This is a genomic window from Rhizobium sp. SVR5-2C (genome assembly GCF_056755115.1).
Window position 1 is genome coordinate 74,978 of sequence record NZ_JBNDHT010000006.1, and the last position, 19,128, is coordinate 94,105.

Sequence of the window (19,128 nt, forward strand, 5' to 3'; positions counted from 1 at the left end):
CGCCCTTAAGCCTTCATGTTATAACGCCGTTATCACGAGGGATAAGACAATGAACATCACCATCCGCAAGATCGGCAATTCCGAAGGCGTCATTATTCCGAAGGAAGTATTGCAGCGGCTTGGGTTGAGTAGCGGCGATAGTCTAGAACTTCGCGAAAGCGATGGCAGCATTCAGTTGATTCCGGAGTCTCCGGACCTGGCAGAACAGCTACGCGCTGCCCGAATTGGCATGGAGAAGTATCGGGTTGCGCTGCGCGAACTCGCCAAATGACCCGTTTGAAATGGCTCAGTCGCGACGCAATCGAAAAAATCCATGATGAGCAACTCGCCGAACACGGCGGGTTGGCCGGGTTACGCGACGCCAATGCCTTGGAAACCGGTCTCGCTCGGCCGCTCAACAAAGCCGCCTACGGCGAGGACGACATCTTTGTCCTCGCCGCTGCATATCTTAACGGCATTGTACGAAACCATCCTTTTATCGATGGCAACAAACGTACTGGCTACCTCGCGGCGTTCACCTTCCTGTATGTAAACGGCTATCTTATTGAAGCCGAAAACGCACAGATTGTGGCCTTCGTCCTCTCGGTGGCCGCCGGAGAGATCGATGAAGAAGGCGCTACCCGCTTTCTGCGTGATTTCAGCGTGCCTTTAGCTGGCTAGGCGGTTCGTCTGTTCCAGCACGCGTTCCAAGCCTAGCATCACATTCTTCCAGCCCTGACGGGTTTTCTCTTCGAAGGATGCCCATTCCGCGCACATTTCGTGAGCCAGCGTCAGCCGACTGCCCTCTCCGAGCGGTTCGATCTTGATGTCGACGCGGTCGGCATTGTGGTCGTGCTCCTCGGCGGAAAAGCTGAAGGCTATGTGTCTCGGCCGACGAAGCTCCAGGAATATCCCCGAATGACAGGCATCGCCGGTGAGGCGCCGGTCAACGATAAGGAAGCGCCCGCCGACACGCGGGTTGATTTCGGCGCGGACAACGTGTCCTTGCTCCGTGGCGAAAAGAAAGCGCTTGGCGACCTGCGGGTTAAGCCACGCGTCGTAGATGACCGAAGGCGGGGCATTGTAGGTATGGTCGACGTGCAGCTTGATGGTATTGCAAGACATTGATGCTCCTCCCTGTGGGGGCAATGCTCGCAAAGCAATGCCCGACGTCATTCCAGCCGCCTTCGGAATGAACCTATCCCTCTTTTTTGGTAACAGGGGTGAGATAGAGGATGCGATCCGCTCGCCAAGAGTGGATCGCCAATTTGTTATTGCAGTCAGCCGTTGAATTTGCCGCTGCGCGGGAAGCCCTTGGGGACGGTGCGGCCCGCCGAAGCGCGGTCGGCCAGCCACTCGGTGAGCTCTTCCTTGTTTTTCGTGAATGTGCGGCCCGCGCTGTCTTCCCAGACGAGGCCCTCGGCAATCGCGAAGGAGCGGACGTCGGAAATACCGCCGTCCTTGTAGCGCTGCAGACGCACTCCCTTGCCGCGAGCCATCTCCGGGACCTGCGCCAGCGGGAAGACCAGCATCTTGCGGTTTTCGCCGACGACGGCGAGGTGATCGCCGCTGACGGGAACGACAAGCTTGGTCTCGTCAGGCATGGAAACATTCATGATCTGCTTGCCCTTGCGGGTGTTGGCGGCCATTTCCGATTCCGCCACCACAAAGCCGTTGCCGGCGGTCGAGACGATCAGCTGCTTGCGCGCCGGATCATGAACGAAGGCCGTCAGCACATCCTGATCGTTATCCATGTCGACCATGATGCGCAGAGGCTCGCCGTGACCGCGCCCGCCGGGCAGCTTGTCGCCGCCGAGCGTAAAGACCTTGCCGCCAGTCGTGAGGACAAGGATCTTGTCCGTCGTCTGTGCCGGGAAGGCGATCTTCAATGCATCGCCTTCCTTGAATGTCAGGCTTGCGGTGTCGGAGATGTGGCCCTTCAGCGCACGGATCCAACCCTTTTCGGAGACCACAACGGTGATCGGCTCCTTCTCGATCATCGCATGCTGAATGGCTTGCTCGTCAGCCTCGGGCGCCTCGGCGAACTGCGTGCGGCGGCGACCGAGCTCGGTCGCCTTGGCGAACTTCTTCTTTACCTCGCCGATTTCCCAGGCAACCGTCTGCCACTGCTTTTCATCGGAGGCGAGCAGCGCCTCGATGCCTGCCTTCTCCTTGGTCAGCTCATCGAACTCGGTGCGGATTTCGAACTCTTCGAGCCTGCGCAGGGAGCGCAGCCGCATATTGAGGATCGCCTCGACTTGATTGTCCGTCAGCCCCCAGCGTGCCACCATCACCGGCTTGGGCTCGTCCTCCTCGCGGATGATGCGGATCACCTCGTCGATGTTCAGATAGGCGATCAGCAAGCCGCCGAGGATTTCGAGGCGCCGGTCGATCGCCGCAAGGCGGAAACGCGAACGGCGCTGCAGGACCTCCCGGCGGTGATCGAGCCATTCCTTCAGCACCTCGTTCAGCGCCATGACGCGCGGGATGCGCCCCATCGACAGAACGTTCATGTTCAAGGGGAAGCGGCTCTCGAGCTCCGTCAGCTTGAACATCGATTCCATCAGGATCGTCGGATCGACGCTGCGGCTCTTCGGCACGAGCACGACGCGAACGTCTTCGGCGGACTCGTCGCGGATATCCTCGAGCAGCGGCAGCTTGCGGGCAATCAACAGCTCGGCGATCTTTTCGATGAGCCGCGACTTTTGCACCTGGAAGGGAATTTCGGTGACGACGATCTGGTAGCCGCCACGGCCCAGATCCTCGATCTGCCATTTGGCGCGCACCCGGAAGCCACCGCGGCCGGTGCGGTAGCTTTCGACGATGCTCTCGCGGCTGTCGATGATAATACCGCCCGTCGGGAAGTCAGGCCCCGGAACGAACTCGACCAGCTTTTCGACGGTGGCATCGGGATGCTTGATCAGATGCAGCGCCGCATCGCAAAGTTCGTGCGCGTTGTGCGAGGGAATGGACGTCGCCATGCCGACGGCGATACCGGAGGAGCCGTTCGCGAGAAGGTTGGGGAAAGAGCCCGGCAGAACCGTCGGCTCCTGGTCTTCCTCGTTGTAGGTCAGGCGGAAGTCGACGGCGTCCTGTTCGATGCCTTCGAGGAGCAGCGCCGTGACGTCGGTCATGCGTGCTTCCGTATAGCGGTAGGCGGCGGCATTATCGCCGTCGATATTGCCGAAGTTGCCCTGCCCGTCGACGAGCGGATAACGCTGGGAGAAATCCTGCGCGAGACGCACCAGCGCATCGTAGACAGACTGGTCGCCATGCGGGTGGAACTTACCGATGACGTCACCCACGATGCGGGCGCATTTCTTGAAGGCCGCGTTTGGCCGTATGCCCATCTCGCTCATGGCGTGGATGATGCGGCGATGAACGGGCTTCAGACCATCGCGCACGTCCGGAAGCGCGCGGTGCATGATGGTCGAAAGTGCATAGGCCAAGTAACGCTCTTCGAGCGCGGCCTTCAGATCAACCGGTTGAATATTGTCGTCATCCCCGCCGGAGGGCGGCAAAATCTCTTGTCCCATAGGCTCTGCCTAGCCCAGAAGACGCTTCACGGCAAGGAATCAAGGGGGCTGGCCTGTGGATGACGTAACGGAAGGCGAGCAAAAAAAGCGACAAGCATTGCTTTCAATTTGGACTTCGGTTGCTGTTCCCTTCAACAGAATTTTAGAGACCTGCAAATATAAACCGCGTTCGATCCGTAGTAACTTCGCTGCACTCCCAACCGCCACCAAAGGATTTATCGATGACTTTTTTCCGGACCACCCGGCTGATGCTGTCTGGCGCCGCATTTCTGTCGCTCGCCGGCTCCGCGTTCGCGCTCGACGGACAGGATCTTCTGAAGAAGTTGAATGCCGCCTATAGCGCCGAGGGCGGAACGATCGCTGCCGAAGGCATTGATGTCGATGATACGACCATGACCTTGAAGAATGCCAGCTTTAAGCCGAATGGCGGCGAGGCCTTCACGATCGGCGATATCGCGCTCACCGGCGTCGAAGAGGACGAGGACGGCGGCTATTACGTCGAGGAAGCCAAGTTCCCGGACATCAACGCGGCCCAAGACGGCGCGACGATCACCGCATCCGAACTGACGATCGGCGGCATCTCCATCCCGGCCGATGCGAACGGCCAAGGGCTCGACTCGATGCTGCTCTACGAGACCGCTCACATCGGCCCGGTCAAGGTCGTCAAGGACGGCAAGGAAGCCTTCTCCATCGGCGACACAAAGATGAACCTCACGCTGCGCGAGGATGAATCCGGCTTCGACTTCGACGGCGCGTTCAAAGGCATGAAGGCAGATCTCAGCGATGCGCCGGATCCGCAGGCGAAGGAAGCGATCGAGAAGCTCGCCCTCCAGCACGTCAACGGCGATGTCACCGTGAAAGGCGCGTGGGACCTCGCTCCGGGAGCGATCGACATCTCAGAACTCACGTTTGATTTCACCAATATCGGCCGCCTGAACCTTGCCCTCAAAATCTCCGGCTACACCCTGCCCTTCGTGAATTCTCTGCGCGAAGCGGCCAAGGCGTCCGAGACGAATCCGAACAAGGAAGAAGCGCAGCAGGCGCTCGGGCTCGCCATGCTCGGCCTCATGCAGCAGCTTTCATTCAGCGGCGCCGAAATCCGCTTCGACGATGCTTCGATCACCAAGCGTGCCCTCGAATATGCAGGTGCCCAGCAAAACATATCGGCAAAGCAGATGGCGGACGCGCTGAAGGCAATGGCACCGATCGCTCTGGCGCAGCTCAATATCCCCGAACTGCAGAATGCGATCTCGGCAGCGATCAATACCTATCTCGACGATCCGAAAAACTTCGTCGTCAGCGCTTCTCCGGCGCAGCCGGTCCCCTTCCCGACCATCATGGGCGCGGCAATGGGCGCACCGGACACGCTGCCCAACGTCCTCGGCGTGAAGGTGACGGCCAACCAGTAGGGTTCGAAGTTCAAAAGTAAGCCCGGCATCGCTGCCGGGCTTTCTGTTCAATGGGACGCACCGGAGACGGCAGCAGCTCCCTGCTTGTCATGAAGCGCAAAGCGATCAAGCATGTGCGCGCTCGCCGCATTGAGCCCTTTGACATCGACATCGATTCCCTTGCGGCGGTATCTCAGGACAACCTTGTCCAAAGCGCCCACTGCAGTGATATCCCAGAAGTGCGCTCTGCTGACGTCGATCGTCACTGTCTTGACCGGTTCCTCGAAATCGAAGGACATCGAGAAGCTCTCCGCCGACGCGAAAAACACCTGTCCATCGACCGAGTATGTCCGTGCGCTTCCATCTGCGGTCAGAGCGGAGTGAACGTGGAAAAGGCCGGCAACCTTGCCCGCGAAGAAGACACCCGACAGCAGAACGCCGACAAGCACGCCCTTCGAAAGGTCATGCGTGGCGACTACCGTTACGACAGTTGCGAGCATCACGAATGAAGATGACGGCGGGTTCCGGCGAACGTCGAGAATGGAGCGCCAGGAAAATGTTCCGATCGAAACCATGATCATGATCGCCACAAGCGCCGCCATGGGAACGACGCGCAGGATGTCGTCGAGCACGAGAAGCAGAACGAGAAGGAAGGCACCGGCAACGAAGGTCGAAAGGCGGCCGCGTCCACCTGAGGCAATGTTGATGCCCGACTGACCGATCATGGCGCAGCCGCCCATGCCGCCGATCAGGGCGGAGGCGATGTTGCTGGCGCCCTGCCCAAAGCACTCCTGGCTCTTGTTGCTCTGCGTATGGGTCATGTCGTCCACGATCTGGGCGGTCAGCAGCGACTCCAGCAGGCCGACGGCAGCGAGGCCGATAGAATAAGGGAAAATGATCCGGAGCGTTTCGAAGGTCAGCGGCACCTGCGGGATGGTGAACACCGGCAGGCTCGTCAGCAGTTCGCCAAGATCGCTTACGGTGCGGACATCGAGACCCAACGAGATGGTTACCGCGGTCAGTACCGCAATTGCGACCAGCGGTGACGGGATGACTTTCGTCACGTAAGGAAAAAGGTAGATGATCGCGAGCGCAACCGCGATCATCACATAGGTTGTCTGCGGCATGCCGATGAGTTCCGGCAGCTGCGCCATGAAGATCAGGATCGCGAGAGAATTGACGAAGCCCGTCATGACCGAGCGCGATACGAACCGCATCAGACGGCCCAGCTTCAGCATTCCGGCGATCAACTGCAAGACGCCCATCAGGATCGTGGCAGCGAAGAGATATTGCAGGCCATGCTCTCGGACGAGCGATCCCATGAGGACCGCGGTCGCAGCCGTAGCTGCGGAAATCATGCCAGGACGTCCACCGACGATCGCCGAGACGCAGGCAATGGCGACGGAGGCAAAGAGACCTATTTTCGGATCGACGCCTGCAATCACAGAGAAGCCAATAGCTTCCGGGATGAGGGCAAGAGCCACGACGATGCCGGACAGAATGTCGCCGCGAATGTTCGAGAACCATTCGCGCCTGTAAGCGGAGAGTTTGCTCATATCAGATTTTTCACAAGGTTCAGCGCAACCGGACTGAATCCGGCTCAACATAGGGAGAAATGTTGTGCGTTGTCTGGCGGATCGGCGGCCAGAAGAGCCACCCGGAGTTTCACCGGGTCCGGGGCGAATGCGAGACGTATAGTTGCAGCGTTTTGTCGTTGCAACATGAAAAAGCCCGGCAGCGATGCCGGGCTTTTCAATCTGTCCTGACGAGGACCTCAGTCCTTCTTGACCGGCGGGATCGGGCGGATCGCCAGTTCGCGCAACTGCGTCGGCGTCGCAGGCGTGGGAGCGCCCATTAGCAGGTCCTCTGCCTGCTGGTTCATCGGAAACAGCGAAATCTCGCGCAGGTTCTTCGCGCCGACGAGGAGCATGACGATGCGGTCGATGCCGGCAGCCATGCCGCCATGCGGCGGTGCGCCATACTGGAAGGCGCGGTAAAGGCCGCCGAAGCGCTCTTCGACGTCCGCATGGCTGAGGCCGACCTTTTCGAAGGCCTTCACCATCAGTTCCGGCGACTGGTTACGGATCGAGCCCGAGGCGATTTCGAAGCCGTTGCAAACCATGTCGTACTGGAAGGCCTTGATCGTCAGCGGATCCTGGTTCGCCAGCGCATCGAGGCCGCCCTGCGGCATCGAGAACGGGTTGTGCGCGAAGTCGACCCGCTTCTCGTCTTCATTCCATTCGAAGAACGGGAAGTCGACGATCCAGCAGAGTTCGAAACGGTCGCGGTCGATGAGGTTCAGCTCGTCGGCAGCGCGGTTGCGGGCTTCGCCTGCGAACTTGTAGAACTTGTCCGGCTCGCCGGCGACGAAGAAGCAGGCGTCGCCATCACCGAGACCGAGCTGGGTGCGGACCGCATCCGTGCGCTCTTCGCCGATGTTCTTCGCCAACGGGCCGGCGCCTTCGAGCTTGTCACCTTCCTTGCGCCAGAAGATATAGCCGAGGCCGGGCTGACCCTGGCTCTGCGCCCAGGCGTTCATGCGGTCGCAGAAGGCGCGGCTGCCGCCGGTCTTTGCCGGGATCGCCCAGATCTCAACCTTCGGGTTGGACGCGATCATGTTGGCGAAGACCTTGAAGCCGGAGCCGGCGAAGTGCTCGGTCACCTGTTCCATGACGATCGGGTTGCGCAGGTCCGGCTTGTCGGAACCATACATGCGGACCGCGTCATCATAGGGGATGCGGCGGAACGTCTGGGTGACCGGCTTGCCTTCGGCGAATTCTTCGAAGATGCCGCGGATGACCGGCTCCATCGTGTTCCAGACATCTTCCTGCTCGACGAAGCTCATTTCGAGGTCGAGCTGGTAGAATTCGCCCGGCAGGCGATCGGCGCGCGGGTCTTCGTCGCGGAAGCAGGGCGCGATCTGGAAGTAACGGTCGAAACCGGCGACCATCAGCAGCTGCTTGTACTGCTGCGGGGCCTGCGGCAGGGCATAGAAACTGCCGGGGTGGATGCGGCTCGGGACGAGGAAGTCGCGCGCGCCTTCCGGCGAGGAGGCCGTCAGGATCGGCGTCGAATATTCGGTGAAGCCAACGTCTTCCATGCGGTTGCGCATGTCGCGGATGATCTTCGTGCGCGTAACGATGTTCTTGTGCAGCGTCTCGCGGCGAAGATCGAGGAAGCGGTACTTGAGGCGGACATCTTCCGGATAGTCGGGTTCGCCGAAGACCGGCAGCGGCAGCTCCTTGGCAGCGGAAAGAACCTCGATCTCCTGCGCGTAGAGCTCGATTTCGCCGGTCGCCATTGCCTTGTTGATGGTGTCTTCCGTGCGAGCCTTCACAAGACCGTCGATGCGGAGGACCCATTCGCCGCGCACGGTTTCGGCCATCTTGAAAGCGGGCGAATCCGGATCGGCGACGACCTGTGTGATGCCGTAGTGATCGCGTAGGTCGATGAAGAGAACGCCGCCATGGTCGCGAACGCGGTGGACCCAGCCGGAAATGCGGGCGGTAGAGCCGACGTCCGACTTGCGGAGGGCGGCGCATGTGTGGCTGCGATAGCGATGCATTATTTCAATTCCCGGTATCTGCTGAGACGGCTGCAAGGGCAAAAATGACCCTCAAGCGCCGACAAGAAAATCGGGCGGAAAAGCGCATGGACGGTCTGATTTGTCAAGGCTTGGGCCGCAGGGACTGCCACTTTGGGGTGGTTTATTCCGAGCCCCGGGTAAAGGCAAGTGCGGCAGTTTGGTCTTCGCTTCCTTATTGATGAAATCCGCAGTCAACTTTAAAGATGGCGCCACCACCATGACCGGAGTGCCCCCATGCCCCTTCTCACCCGTCGCAATCTGCTGAAGGCGTCCGCCGTTGCTGGCGCTTATGGCATCGGGATAGGCGCCGCAGGCAAATTCGGTTTGGCCGGAGCGGGACAGCAGCCACAAGTGCTGAAGGCGGTGAAGACCGAGGCCTCGCTCACCGACGCGGGCCCGACGAAGGACATCATGACCTGGGGCGACCAAGGCATGCCGCCGGTCTTGCGCATGCAGCGCGGCAAGCCGTTTGCGGCACGGCTGACCAACAGCCTGGACGAACCGACGACGATCCACTGGCACGGGCTGCGCATCGACAACGAGATGGACGGCGTGCCATTCATGACGCAGCCTTATGTCTATACCGACGACAGCTTCGACTACGCCTTCACGCCGCCCGACGCCGGCACCTTCTGGTACCATCCGCATTGCAATACGCTGACGCAGATGGGCCACGGCATGACGGGGGTTATCGTCGTGGAGGATCCTGCGGACCCGGTCTTCGACGCGGAAATCGTGCTCAACCTGCGCGACTGGCGGCTTGGCGGCGACGGCCAGTTCATCGCGCCTTTCCGCCCGCGCGACGCGGCAAAGACGGGCACATACGGGACGGTGCGCACCGCGAACTGGCAGCGGGAACCGCAATATGATGCGCCAGCCGGTGGGCTGATCCGCCTGCGGATCGCAATAACCGACGTAACGCGCATCTTCTCTTTGAAGATGGCAGGGGCCGCCGCGACGGTGATTGCGATCGACGGCAATCCAGTGCCGAAGCGCTTTCCGCTCGAACTCCTGCAGATCGGCCCCGGACAGCGGCTGGAGCTTGCCGTGAGGATGCCGGACGGTGAGGGAGCGGTCGCAACATTGGAAGACATCCGCGGGACCACGCCAAAGACGATCGCCAGCCTGCGCGCTGTTGGACAAACGCTGAAACGCGATGCGCTCGATCTTGGACCGCTGGCCGCAAACCCGGTCCCGCAAGCCGATTTGTCGTCCGCGGAATGGATCCCGCTGGTGCTTAGCGCGACGGCGGAAAGCGCGCCCGCCGACAGCATCTGCGGCACCCTCGGCTACAGCTTCTGGGCGATCAACAAGGTTCCCTGGCCGGGGGACACGCCCGATCCGACCGCCCCTCTCGCCGAACTGAAGCTTGGCAAGAGCTATATCTTCCAGCTCGAAAACGTGACGCCACATCTGCACCCGATCCATCTGCACGGCATGAGCTTCACCGTCATTTCGTCCTCGACGCGCGACGTCATGCCACTCGTCTCGGATACCTATCTCATTCAGCCCGACGAAAAGGTGCAGCTCGCCTTCGTGGCCGACAATCCGGGAGACTGGCTGCTGCATTGCCACATCATCGAGCACCAGAAGACCGGAATGACGAGCTATATTCGGGTTGTTTGAGGAGTTGCCCACTGAACGCCTAGATTGTACGTGATAGCTCATAGCCCAATTTTCAGCGATCACGTAATGAGCCTCATCCACAACGAGAGAACGAAACTTACCGCGAACTATATGAACGGTATCGCCATTGCCGTTTTCGCAGTCGGTTCATTTGCTCCGACCGTAGCGAGCTTGAATGGCGTCGTAGGCTCTCCCTTAGTAACTGGCGTCGCAGCGGTAAGTTGTCTTTGCGCATCCTGTGCATTACATTTCATGGCAAGGAAAGTCCTGAAAGGCTTGCGGCATGACGATTGATCAGTTCATCAATTTTCTGATTGTGCCGGCCGGCGGCCTGCTGCTGGGCATCGTAGCGCTTTACGCCACGCGAAACGAGCGACAGCGGAAACACAAGATACATCCCGGCGAATAAGCGCCTGCTCAACCGCCCTCAACGTATTGACATATCCTGCGTAAAGGAGAAGGAAGGTTAATCGACCTTTCCTTGCGAATGAATTGACATGATCGAAACAACCGCCGATTTGGCGGCCGCCTGCAAAGAGCTGGCCAAGTCTGAATTTATTACAATCGACACCGAATTCCTGCGCGAGACGACATTCTGGCCGGAGCTTTGCCTGATACAGATGGCCAGCCCGACGACGGAAGTCCTTGTCGATCCGTTGGCGAAGGGCATCGATCTCGCACCCTTCTTCGAGCTGATGGCCAATCCGAATGTGCTCAAGGTCTTCCATGCGGCGCGTCAGGACATCGAGATCATTTTCCATCGCGGCGGGCTGATCCCGCATCCGATCTTCGACACGCAGGTTGCCGCCATGGTCTGCGGTTTCGGCGACAGCGTGTCATACGACCAGCTCGTCGGCAGGACGAAAGGCGTGCAGATCGACAAATCATCGCGCTTCACGGACTGGAGCCGCCGGCCACTTTCCGAAAAACAGCTCGATTATGCGCTGGCTGATGTCACGCATCTGCGCGACGCCTATCTCTATCTCAAGGCCGAGCTCGAACGCGAAGGCCGTTCGTCCTGGCTCTCCGAAGAGATGGACATTCTCGAAGCGCGCGAAACCTACGACCTGCATCCGGACGATGCATGGCAGCGCTTGAAGATGCGGCTGCGCAAGCCGCAGGAACTCGCAATCCTCAAATATGTCGCCGCCTGGCGCGAACGCGAGGCGCGCTCTCGCAACGTGCCGCGTTCCCGCGTCCTGAAGGACGATGCGATCTATGAGATTGCCCAGCAGCAGCCGAAAGATGCCGAGGCGCTGAGCCGACTTCGGACGATTCCAAAGGGTTGGGAGCGTTCCGCCGCGGGCGGCGCGGTTCTCGAAGCCGTCAACACGGCCCTTGCCCTGCCGAAGGCCGAAATGCCGCATGTGCCGCGCCACACGCAGGCGCCGGAAGGTGCTGCCGCCGCGGTCGAGCTGCTCAAGGTCCTGCTCAAGCTGATCTCCGAAAAACACGGCGTTGCGCCGAAGGTCATCGCCAACAGCGAAGACCTCGACAAGATTGCGGCGGAAGGCGAGAAAGCGGAGGTCGCAGCCCTCCACGGCTGGCGCCGCGAGCTGTTCGGCGCGCCCGCGCTGCAACTCATCAAGGGCGAAATTGCGCTCCGTTTCGCCGGCAAGAAGGTCGATACCGTTTCGCTTTGATGGCTACCGGCCTCTGAACCGCCGCGAAATCGCTTGACCGAAACGGCTTGCGTGGAAAAATGCGGGTGAACGTCAAAGCAGGCCGGATGCCATGAGAGAGATTTTTCCAGCGCAGAACTGGCTGCTCATCGCGGTTGTGATGGCTGCGAGCGGCGTCCTTTACGGCCGCATCTTCTTCCTGGAGGAAACACCGGTCATCGGCGCGATCTTCGCGCTACTCATGGGCATGCCGATCCTTTTATTCGAGCGGAGGGTCTTTCTTCGCGGCCTCTACCGGCGCATTCAGAGACTTCCGACACTCGCCTTCATCATTTCCGGTCTCGTGATCTACGAGATCATGATGAGCATCGGTTACGCGCTTGCCGGCACGCTCCTCTCGTGGCTCGGCTTGCTCGAGCCCGCGCCGCCGAGCCACATTCTGATCATGCCCTTCAAGGTCTTCATCTACGCGCTGGCGGTCTGCGCCGTCATCATTTTCGTATTGCGCGTGCGTGAGCTGCTGGGGCGCGACGTCTTCCTCAGCATGCTGTCCAGCCGCTACCGGAATCCGGTCAAGGAGGAGCGCATTTTCCTCTTCATCGACCTCATCGATTCGACCCCCTTTGCCGAAAAACATGGCGACCTGCGGGCGCAACAGTTCCTCGGCGCGTTGTTTGCAACCTTCGCGGAGCCCGTGCGTCGCCACGGCGGCTCTATCGATGATTATGTTGGGGATGCCGCCATCATTACGTGGCCGCTCGCGCGCGGCTTGAAGGATGGCCGGTGCGTGCGCTGCGTCTTCGACATCCTGACTGCCGTCGAGGCCGATGCGGCAAGCTGGCTGAAGCAGTATGGGCAGGTGCCCCGCCTGCGGGCCGCGCTTCACGGCGGGTTCGTCATCACGGCGGAAATCGGTGTCGACCACCACAAGATCACCTATTTCGGCGATACGGTGAATACGACCGCCCGGCTGGAAGGTCTCTGCAAGACACTGAACCGGCCCGTGCTGATTTCGAGCGAGCTTGCACAGCGCCTCACTCTGCCCGAAATGATCAACGTCGAAGATCTCGGCGTCCACGCTCTCAAGGGCCGGGGCCAGGGACTGGGCGTCATGGCGCTGGCCCGGGCTCTGCCCGCATCGGGAGCGTCACCAAAGCTTCATTCAACCTTCAATTCGGCGATATGAATGGACTGCTAATCGGGACCGCCAACTCATTTGATGGGGGTCTCCATGAAAACAGCACTTTACGCTTCCGTTTCCCTATTGCTTCTGATTGCCACTTCCGCCTCCGCGGACCAGCAGGAGTTCACCGCAACGCTTGCCGGCCAGGCGATCTTGCCCGCCAACACCATCGTCGCCGCTCCGGCCGACGCTCCGGCCTTCCTGAAGACTTCCGGCAAGTTCACGACGCCGGATCGCAAACGCACCGAAGCTCTCGGTAGCGTCCCGGGTAAGGACGGCGCCCGCGTCACCGACATCAAACTGCCGCTCGATGGCCAGCCGGTTCAGGGCTTCTCCGGTATCAAGATGATGGAAGACGGGACTTTCTGGACGCTTTCCGACAACGGCTTCGGCTCGAAATTTACCTCGTCCGACTCCATGCTCTTCCTGCACCAGATGAAGTTCGACTGGGCGGCGAACAAGGCTGAAGTCGTGCAGAACCTCTTCCTCTCCGATCCGAACAAGATTGCTCCCTTCCCGATCGTCATGGAAGGCACCGACACGCGCTACCTCACCGGCGCGGACTTCGACATCGAATCCGTTCAGCCGGTCGCCGACGGATTCTGGCTCGGCGATGAGTTCGGCCCTTATCTTCTGAAATTTGATACCAAGGGCCAGCTGACCGACGTCATCCCGACAACGGTCGACGGCAAGCCAGTCGTCTCGCCGGACAACGCACTGATCCAGCTGCCGGCCAACCCGACTGCGAAGAACCCCGTCTTCAACCTGAAGCGCTCCGGCGGCTTCGAGGGGCTTGCCATGTCGAAGGATGGCAGCAAGCTGTACGGCCTGCTCGAAGGCGCGCTCTACCAGGACGACGGCAAGATGGAATCCGTTGACGGCCACACCGCCATCCGCGTCATCGAATTCGATGTCGCATCCAAGAAATGGACAGGCCGCAGCTGGCTCTATCCTTTCGAGGACAAGGGCGTTTCGATCGGCGACTTCAACATGCTGGATGCCACGACTGCCCTCGTCATCGAGCGTGACAACGGCGCCGGCACGAAGGACAAGGCCTGCGCTGATCCGAAGCAGCCGAAGCCGGATTGCTTCGAGGCTCCGGCCGAGCTCAAGCGCGTCTACAAGATCGAGTTCAACGATACCAACGCCGGCAAGGCCGTGCGCAAGATCGGCTACATCGATCTCCTGAACATCAAGGATCCGGACAACAAGAAGAAGGCCGGAAACAAGGACGGTATCTACGACATGCCGTTCGTGACGATCGAAAACGTCGACCGCGTCGATGCCACACACATCATCATCGGCAACGACAACAACCTGCCTTTCTCGGCCGGCCGCGCAGTCGACAAGGCGGATGACAACGAGTTCAGCCTGCTCGAAGTGGGCGACTTCCTGAACGCGAAGTAATTCGTGTTCTGAAAAAATAAAGGGCGTCCGGCGAAAGCCGGGCGCCCTTTCGTTTGAGGCGCCGTCAGGCAGCCTTCGCCGAGGCAATGCCGTCGAGCTTCCTCACGGCGTCGGCCGGCAGAGTGATGTCGGCGACCGCAAGATTTTCCCTCAGATGCCCGCGCGACGAGGTGCCCGGGATCAGCAGGATGTTCGACGCGCGTTGCAGCAGCCACGCAAGAGCAACCTGCATTGGCGTTGCACCGAGTTCGGCTGCGACATCCGAAAGCGTGGAAGACTGTAGCGGCGAGAAGCCGCCGAGCGGGAAGAATGGTACATAAGCCGTCCCCTCCCCGGCAAGCTGCTGGATCAGCGCATCGTCTTCGCGATGGGCAAGGTTGTACTGGTTCTGAACGCAGACGATCGCCGTGATCTTTCGTCCGTCGGCGATCTGTTTGGCGGTGACGTTCGACAGGCCAATGTGTTTGACAAGCCCCTGACGCTGAAGATCGGCGAGAACGGTCAGCGGCTCCTCAAGAGAACCTTCCGCCGGTCCGTGGACGTCGAACATCGCGCGCAGATTGACCACCTCGATGATGTCGAGGCCGAGGTTCTTGAGGTTGTCATGGATCGCCTGGGTCAGCGCCTCTTTCGAAAAGGCGGGGTTCCAGGAGGCGTCCGCCCCGCGCGTTGCCCCTACCTTGGTGACGATCACCAGATCGTCCTTATAGGGATGTAAGGCTTCCTTGATGATCTGGTTGGTGATGTGGGGCCCGTAGAAATCGCTGGTGTCGATGTGATTGACGCCGCTTTCGACCGCTTCGCGCAACACCGCGACCGCCTCGGCGCGATCCTTTGGCGGGCCGAAGACGGCCTTGCCGGCAAGCTGCATTGCACCGTACCCGAGCCGTTTTACGGCGCGGTCGCCAAGAGTGAATGCACCCGACTTTTCGAGAGGACATGATCTATCTCCGTTTCAAGACGACGCAAAATAGGCCACGGCGGCATCTTCGATAACTGGAGACAATCCGCACGGGCTGTCCGGATTTCCGGACAATGACTTCCGGCAAAGAAGCACGCCAGATCGCGACGCCCTTACTCGAAGCAGAAAGCCAGCCGCTTGTTCGTGAGCCTCGAGAGCTGCTGCATGCGACCGTCGAGGCGCTCTCCGGCGAAGTCTTGGTATTCCGACGGCACGACGAGTTCGAGGTCGATTTCCGGATCGAACGATTTGCGGAATGTCAGGTTCTTCACCACGCCCGGCATCGATGCCGAGAAGAGATAGACGACACGCAGGATGCCACCGAGAAGCTTGGCGCGCTCGGCGAATTGCGGACCGGCAATCCTGGCAAGCGGCGCAGTGGATCCGTCATCGTTGAGCCCCTCGAAACGATGGTAATTGGCCAACGCGATAAAGGCTCGGCCGGGATGACTGATGCCGACGAAAGAGGAGTGAGCGATGAGGTTCAACGCCTGCAGGCCACGGTAATCCGGATGCGCGCGCCAGCTGATGTCGGCGAGGAGGCAAGCTGCCTGGCGGTAGCGCGCTTCTTCGTCGGTTTCCGTGATGCCGAAATACGGCATTGCATAGCCGGTCCACTCCGCAAGCTCCCGCGCATGCTCGGGCGAGCGGGCCCGGAGGATCGCCAGCTCGGAGGCAGCCGAAAGCAGCGGATCGGCGCGGCGCTCGCCTTCCGAGAGCAACGAATAGAGATAGCCTTCGCGCACGCCCTGCGCGGAGAAGGAAATGATGGCGGGCTTCATCGCACCCAGCACTTCCTTCATGGCTACGGCACCGAAGGGGAGAAGCGTGCGGCGGTGCTTCGAAACCGCCTGGAATGCCGGGTCCTTGGAATCCCTTGCCACTTCGACCTGCTCGAGGAATGTCATCATCGCCTCGAGAGAGACCTCGTAACCCTGCATCATATGCAGTGGGTACTGCGTCATTTCCATGTGAAGCTTGGCGATGTTACGCCATGTCCCGCCAACGGCGTAAAACGTTCGGCCGGCGCCGTTTTCCAGAATTTTCGCAGCGCTTCGAACATGCTTGCGGGCAAAAGTATGGGCTTTGGCGAGAGAGCCGCCAGCATATTCCGAGAGGCGCAAGCCCCCGAGCGGCAAGGTAATCCCTTCGCCGATCTTGCGCTCATTGATGTCGATGAGCTCCAGCGAGCCGCCGCCGAGATCGCCGGCAATACCGTCCGGATGGTAGAAGCCGCTGACGACACCGAGCGCGGAGAACTTGGCCTCCTCCCCTCCGGACAAGACCCGGATCTTGCGTTGGAGGATCGTTTCGGCCTTGTGAATGAAATCGGGGCCGTTGGAGGCTTCGCGCGCGGCGGCCGTTGCAAGCACGTACATGGTCGAGGCGCGCGCCTGCGCAGACAGAGCCTTGAAGCGGTGGAGAGCGGCCAGCGCGCGGGCGACGCTTCCTTCATCCATCTTGCCGGTCAATGCGATGCCTTTCCCAAGGCCGCAAAGCACCTTTTCGTTGAAAAGGATCGTCGGCGACCGGGCAAGGCCTTCGTAAACGACCAAGCGGACCGAGTTCGACCCGATATCGATGACGGAGACCGGGGCTATTCCTGGAAGGCGCCCCTGGGCTTCTGATTCAACCATGCAGGTCCAGTTTTATCTCTTGGTCCAGCCGGAAAGCAGACTGGCAATCAGCTTTGGAGCGCTGGATTTCAAGGCTTCACCGCGGCCGGACAGGCTGGGGTTGGTCATGAAATACTGCTGCGCGTTGAACGGCTCTTCGCCCTTGCGCACTTCCATGCGCCGAGACGTGCCGTCGGGCAATATCTCGTAGCTCTGCTGATTGTCAATGATGTTGCCGAGCATGATCTGGGACAAAACCTGCTCGTGGACAGTCGGATTGGTGAGCGGAACAAGCGTTTCGACGCGGCGGTCGAGGTTTCTCGGCATCATGTCGGCGGAGCCGATATAAACGAGCGCCTTGTCCGACGGCAGCCCGTGCCCATTGCCGAAGCAGAAGATGCGGCTGTGCTCCAGGAAGCGGCCGACGATCGACTTGACGCGAATATTGTCCGACAGGCCCGGTACTTGCGGCCGCAGGCAACAGATGCCGCGAACGACAAGATCGATCTCCACACCGGCACGGCTTGCCGTATAGAGCGCGTCGATGATTTCCGGGTCGACGAGCGCGTTCATCTTCATCCAGATGGCGGCAGGAGCTCCGTTCTTGGCATGCGCGATCTCCTCGTCGATGTGACGAAGAATGCGGTCGCGCAGCGTGTAGGGCGAAACCGCGAGCTTCATGCTTTCTTCCGGCTCGCCGTAGCCGGTGATGAAGTTGAAGATGTTCGCCATATCGTGGGCGATCACCGGATTGCAGGTGAAGAAGGAAAGGTCGGTGTAGATCTTCGCGGTGATCGGATGATAGTTGCCGGTGCCGAGGTGGCAATAGCTGCGGAGCCTGCCCTCCTCGCGGCGGACGACCAGCGACATCTTTGCATGTGTCTTGAGTTCGATGAAGCCGAAGACGACCTGCACGCCGGCACGCTCGAGGTCGCGCGCCCAGCGGATGTTCGCCTCTTCGTCGAAACGGGCCTTGAGCTCGACAAGGGCAGTCACCGACTTGCCGGATTCGGCGGCGTCGATCAGCGCGCGGACGATCGGGCTGTCATTGGACGTGCGGTAAAGCGTCTGCTTTATCGCCAGAACGTCAGGATCGCGCGCAGCCTGGAGAAGAAACTGGACCACCACGTCGAAAGACTCGTAGGGGTGGTGAACCACCATGTCCTTCTCGCGGATTGCGGCGAAGCAGTCTCCGGCATGCTCGCGGACGCGCTCGGGAAATCGCGCATTGTAGGGTGGAAATCGAAGATCGTCGCGCGGCGCCTTGGTGATTTCCGAAAGCGTGTTGAGCGCGAGCAGGCCAGGCAGAACGGCAACGCGATTGTCCGGCACGTTCATCGCCTGCACCACGAAATGGCGCAGCGACGCGGGCATTTCGGAATCCGTTTCGATGCGGATCACCTTGCCGCGGCGCCGGCGCTTGAGTGCGGTTTCGAAGAAGCGCACGAGGTCTTCGGCCTCTTCCTCCACTTCGATATCGCTGTCGCGGATGATGCGGAACGTACCCGAGCCCTGCACCTCGTAGCCGGGGTAGAGGCGGTGGATGAAGATGTTCGCCACGTCTTCCAGCGTGATGTAGCGGATCGTCCCTCCGTCATCCGGCAGGCGCACGAAACGGTCCAAGGCTGGCGGCAGGCGCAGCAGCGCCGTCATCGGCTCACGGCCATGCTTGCTGGTAAGCTGCAGACCGATCGAGAAGCCGAGATTGGGAATGAAGGGGAACGGGTGGGCCGGGTCGATCGAGAGCGGCGTCAGGACCGGAAAGATCGCCTGTTCGAACTCTGCCGCCAGCCACTGCCGGTCGGCGTCGCTGAGAGCGCCGGGGCGTACGAACAGAATGTCTTCCTTCGCGAGATACTGCTGCAGAACGGCGAGCGAAGCCTGCTGCTCCATTTGCAGATTGTCGATCTCCCGCAAAATGGCATCGAGCTGTTCGGCAGGCGTCTTGCCGTCCGGCGTACGGATGGCGATGTTCTGGCGGACCTGGCCCTCGAGGCCCGCGACGCGCACCATGAAGAACTCGTCGAGGTTGGCGGCCGAAATCGACAGGAAGCGGACGCGTTCGAGCAGCGGATGCTCGGTGTTCAGGGTTTCCTCAAGAACACGGCGGTTGAACTGCAGCCAGGAGAATTCGCGGTTGATGAAGCGTTCAGGACTGCTCAGCAGCTCTTCCAGCGAAGGGACGACGGCCGGTGTTGGAGGAAGGGATTCCTGATGCTCTGCA

At 60.4% G+C, this 19,128-nt stretch carries 14 protein-coding genes, 1 pseudogene and 1 other annotated feature; of the genes and pseudogenes, 8 read left to right on the forward strand and 7 right to left on the reverse strand.

What is annotated here, in order from left to right:
* Positions 1–49 precede the first annotated feature (49 nt).
* Both ACPYOI_RS03305 and ACPYOI_RS03310 read left to right on the forward strand, forming a co-directional pair.
* The gene (locus ACPYOI_RS03305; protein WP_481417123.1) at positions 50–271 is read left to right on the forward strand and encodes an AbrB/MazE/SpoVT family DNA-binding domain-containing protein; all 222 of its coding nucleotides are present in this window, start codon (positions 50–52) and stop codon (positions 269–271) included.
* Positions 268–660: a type II toxin-antitoxin system death-on-curing family toxin gene (locus tag ACPYOI_RS03310; RefSeq protein ID WP_481417124.1), complete on the forward strand. Its 393-nt coding sequence runs from the start codon at positions 268–270 to the stop codon at positions 658–660. Before ACPYOI_RS03305 ends, ACPYOI_RS03310 begins: the two co-directional genes overlap by 4 nt.
* On the opposite strand, the gene ACPYOI_RS03315 is transcribed toward ACPYOI_RS03310, so the two are convergent.
* The gene (locus ACPYOI_RS03315) at positions 649–1,104 is read right to left on the reverse strand and encodes an SRPBCC family protein (protein WP_168829120.1); all 456 of its coding nucleotides are present in this window, start codon (positions 1,102–1,104) and stop codon (positions 649–651) included. The two genes, ACPYOI_RS03310 and ACPYOI_RS03315, sit on opposite strands and share 12 nt — an antisense overlap.
* A 155-nt stretch (positions 1,105–1,259) precedes the next feature.
* Entirely contained in the window at positions 1,260–3,515 is a 2,256-nt protein-coding gene (parC, locus tag ACPYOI_RS03320) for a DNA topoisomerase IV subunit A (protein ID WP_481417125.1), read from the reverse strand.
* Positions 3,516–3,736: 221 nt separating this feature from the next.
* On the opposite strand from parC, the gene ACPYOI_RS03325 reads away from it, so the two are divergent.
* Positions 3,737–4,924, forward strand: coding sequence for a YdgA family protein (locus tag ACPYOI_RS03325; protein ID WP_481417126.1), 1,188 nt, complete (start codon positions 3,737–3,739; stop codon positions 4,922–4,924).
* 47 nt (positions 4,925–4,971) lie between these two features.
* Here ACPYOI_RS03325 and ACPYOI_RS03330 read toward each other — a convergent pair whose 3' ends face one another.
* Positions 4,972–6,459: a SulP family inorganic anion transporter gene (locus ACPYOI_RS03330; protein ID WP_481422535.1), complete on the reverse strand. Its 1,488-nt coding sequence runs from the start codon at positions 6,457–6,459 to the stop codon at positions 4,972–4,974.
* A gap of 67 nt (positions 6,460–6,526) precedes the next feature.
* Positions 6,527–6,582: a sequence feature (sul1 is cis-regulatory element that is thought to sense ions involved in sulfur or methionine metabolism; They are found in Alphaproteobacteria), on the reverse strand.
* Positions 6,583–6,677: 95 nt separating this feature from the next.
* Positions 6,678–8,468: an aspartate--tRNA ligase gene (gene aspS / locus ACPYOI_RS03335; protein ID WP_481417128.1), complete on the reverse strand. Its 1,791-nt coding sequence runs from the start codon at positions 8,466–8,468 to the stop codon at positions 6,678–6,680.
* 255 nt (positions 8,469–8,723) lie between these two features.
* Here aspS and ACPYOI_RS03340 point away from each other — a divergent pair, with 255 nt between their 5' ends.
* The 5 genes from ACPYOI_RS03340 to ACPYOI_RS03360 all read left to right on the forward strand — a co-directional run bounded on the left by ACPYOI_RS03340 (position 8,724) and on the right by ACPYOI_RS03360 (position 14,327).
* Entirely contained in the window at positions 8,724–10,115 is a 1,392-nt protein-coding gene (locus ACPYOI_RS03340) for a multicopper oxidase family protein (RefSeq protein WP_481417129.1), read from the forward strand.
* A 283-nt stretch (positions 10,116–10,398) separates the two neighbouring features.
* Entirely contained in the window at positions 10,399–10,524 is a 126-nt protein-coding gene (locus ACPYOI_RS03345) for a hypothetical protein (RefSeq protein ID WP_481417130.1), read from the forward strand.
* An 88-nt stretch (positions 10,525–10,612) separates the two neighbouring features.
* Positions 10,613–11,758, forward strand: coding sequence for a ribonuclease D (rnd, locus tag ACPYOI_RS03350; protein WP_168829114.1), 1,146 nt, complete (start codon positions 10,613–10,615; stop codon positions 11,756–11,758).
* 91 nt (positions 11,759–11,849) lie between these two features.
* Positions 11,850–12,923 carry an adenylate/guanylate cyclase domain-containing protein gene (locus tag ACPYOI_RS03355; RefSeq protein ID WP_481417131.1) on the forward strand — a complete coding sequence of 358 codons (1,074 nt, stop codon included), beginning with the start codon at positions 11,850–11,852 and terminating at the stop codon, positions 12,921–12,923.
* A 45-nt stretch (positions 12,924–12,968) separates the two neighbouring features.
* A complete protein-coding gene (locus ACPYOI_RS03360) occupies positions 12,969–14,327 on the forward strand; it encodes an esterase-like activity of phytase family protein (protein ID WP_481417132.1) in 1,359 nt (452 codons plus the stop codon).
* 64 nt (positions 14,328–14,391) lie between these two features.
* Here the strand turns inward: ACPYOI_RS03360 and ACPYOI_RS03365 are convergent.
* The 3 genes and pseudogenes from ACPYOI_RS03365 to ACPYOI_RS03375 form a co-directional block, all read right to left on the reverse strand.
* A pseudogene (locus ACPYOI_RS03365) lies at positions 14,392–15,261 on the reverse strand (aldo/keto reductase family oxidoreductase); the annotation flags it as partial.
* Between the two features lie 140 nt (positions 15,262–15,401).
* The gene (gene ppx / locus ACPYOI_RS03370) at positions 15,402–16,925 is read right to left on the reverse strand and encodes an exopolyphosphatase (protein WP_481417134.1); all 1,524 of its coding nucleotides are present in this window, start codon (positions 16,923–16,925) and stop codon (positions 15,402–15,404) included.
* Positions 16,926–16,937: 12 nt separating this feature from the next.
* On the reverse strand, positions 16,938–19,128 hold a 2,191-nt coding region (locus tag ACPYOI_RS03375), incomplete at its 5' end, for an RNA degradosome polyphosphate kinase (protein ID WP_481422536.1).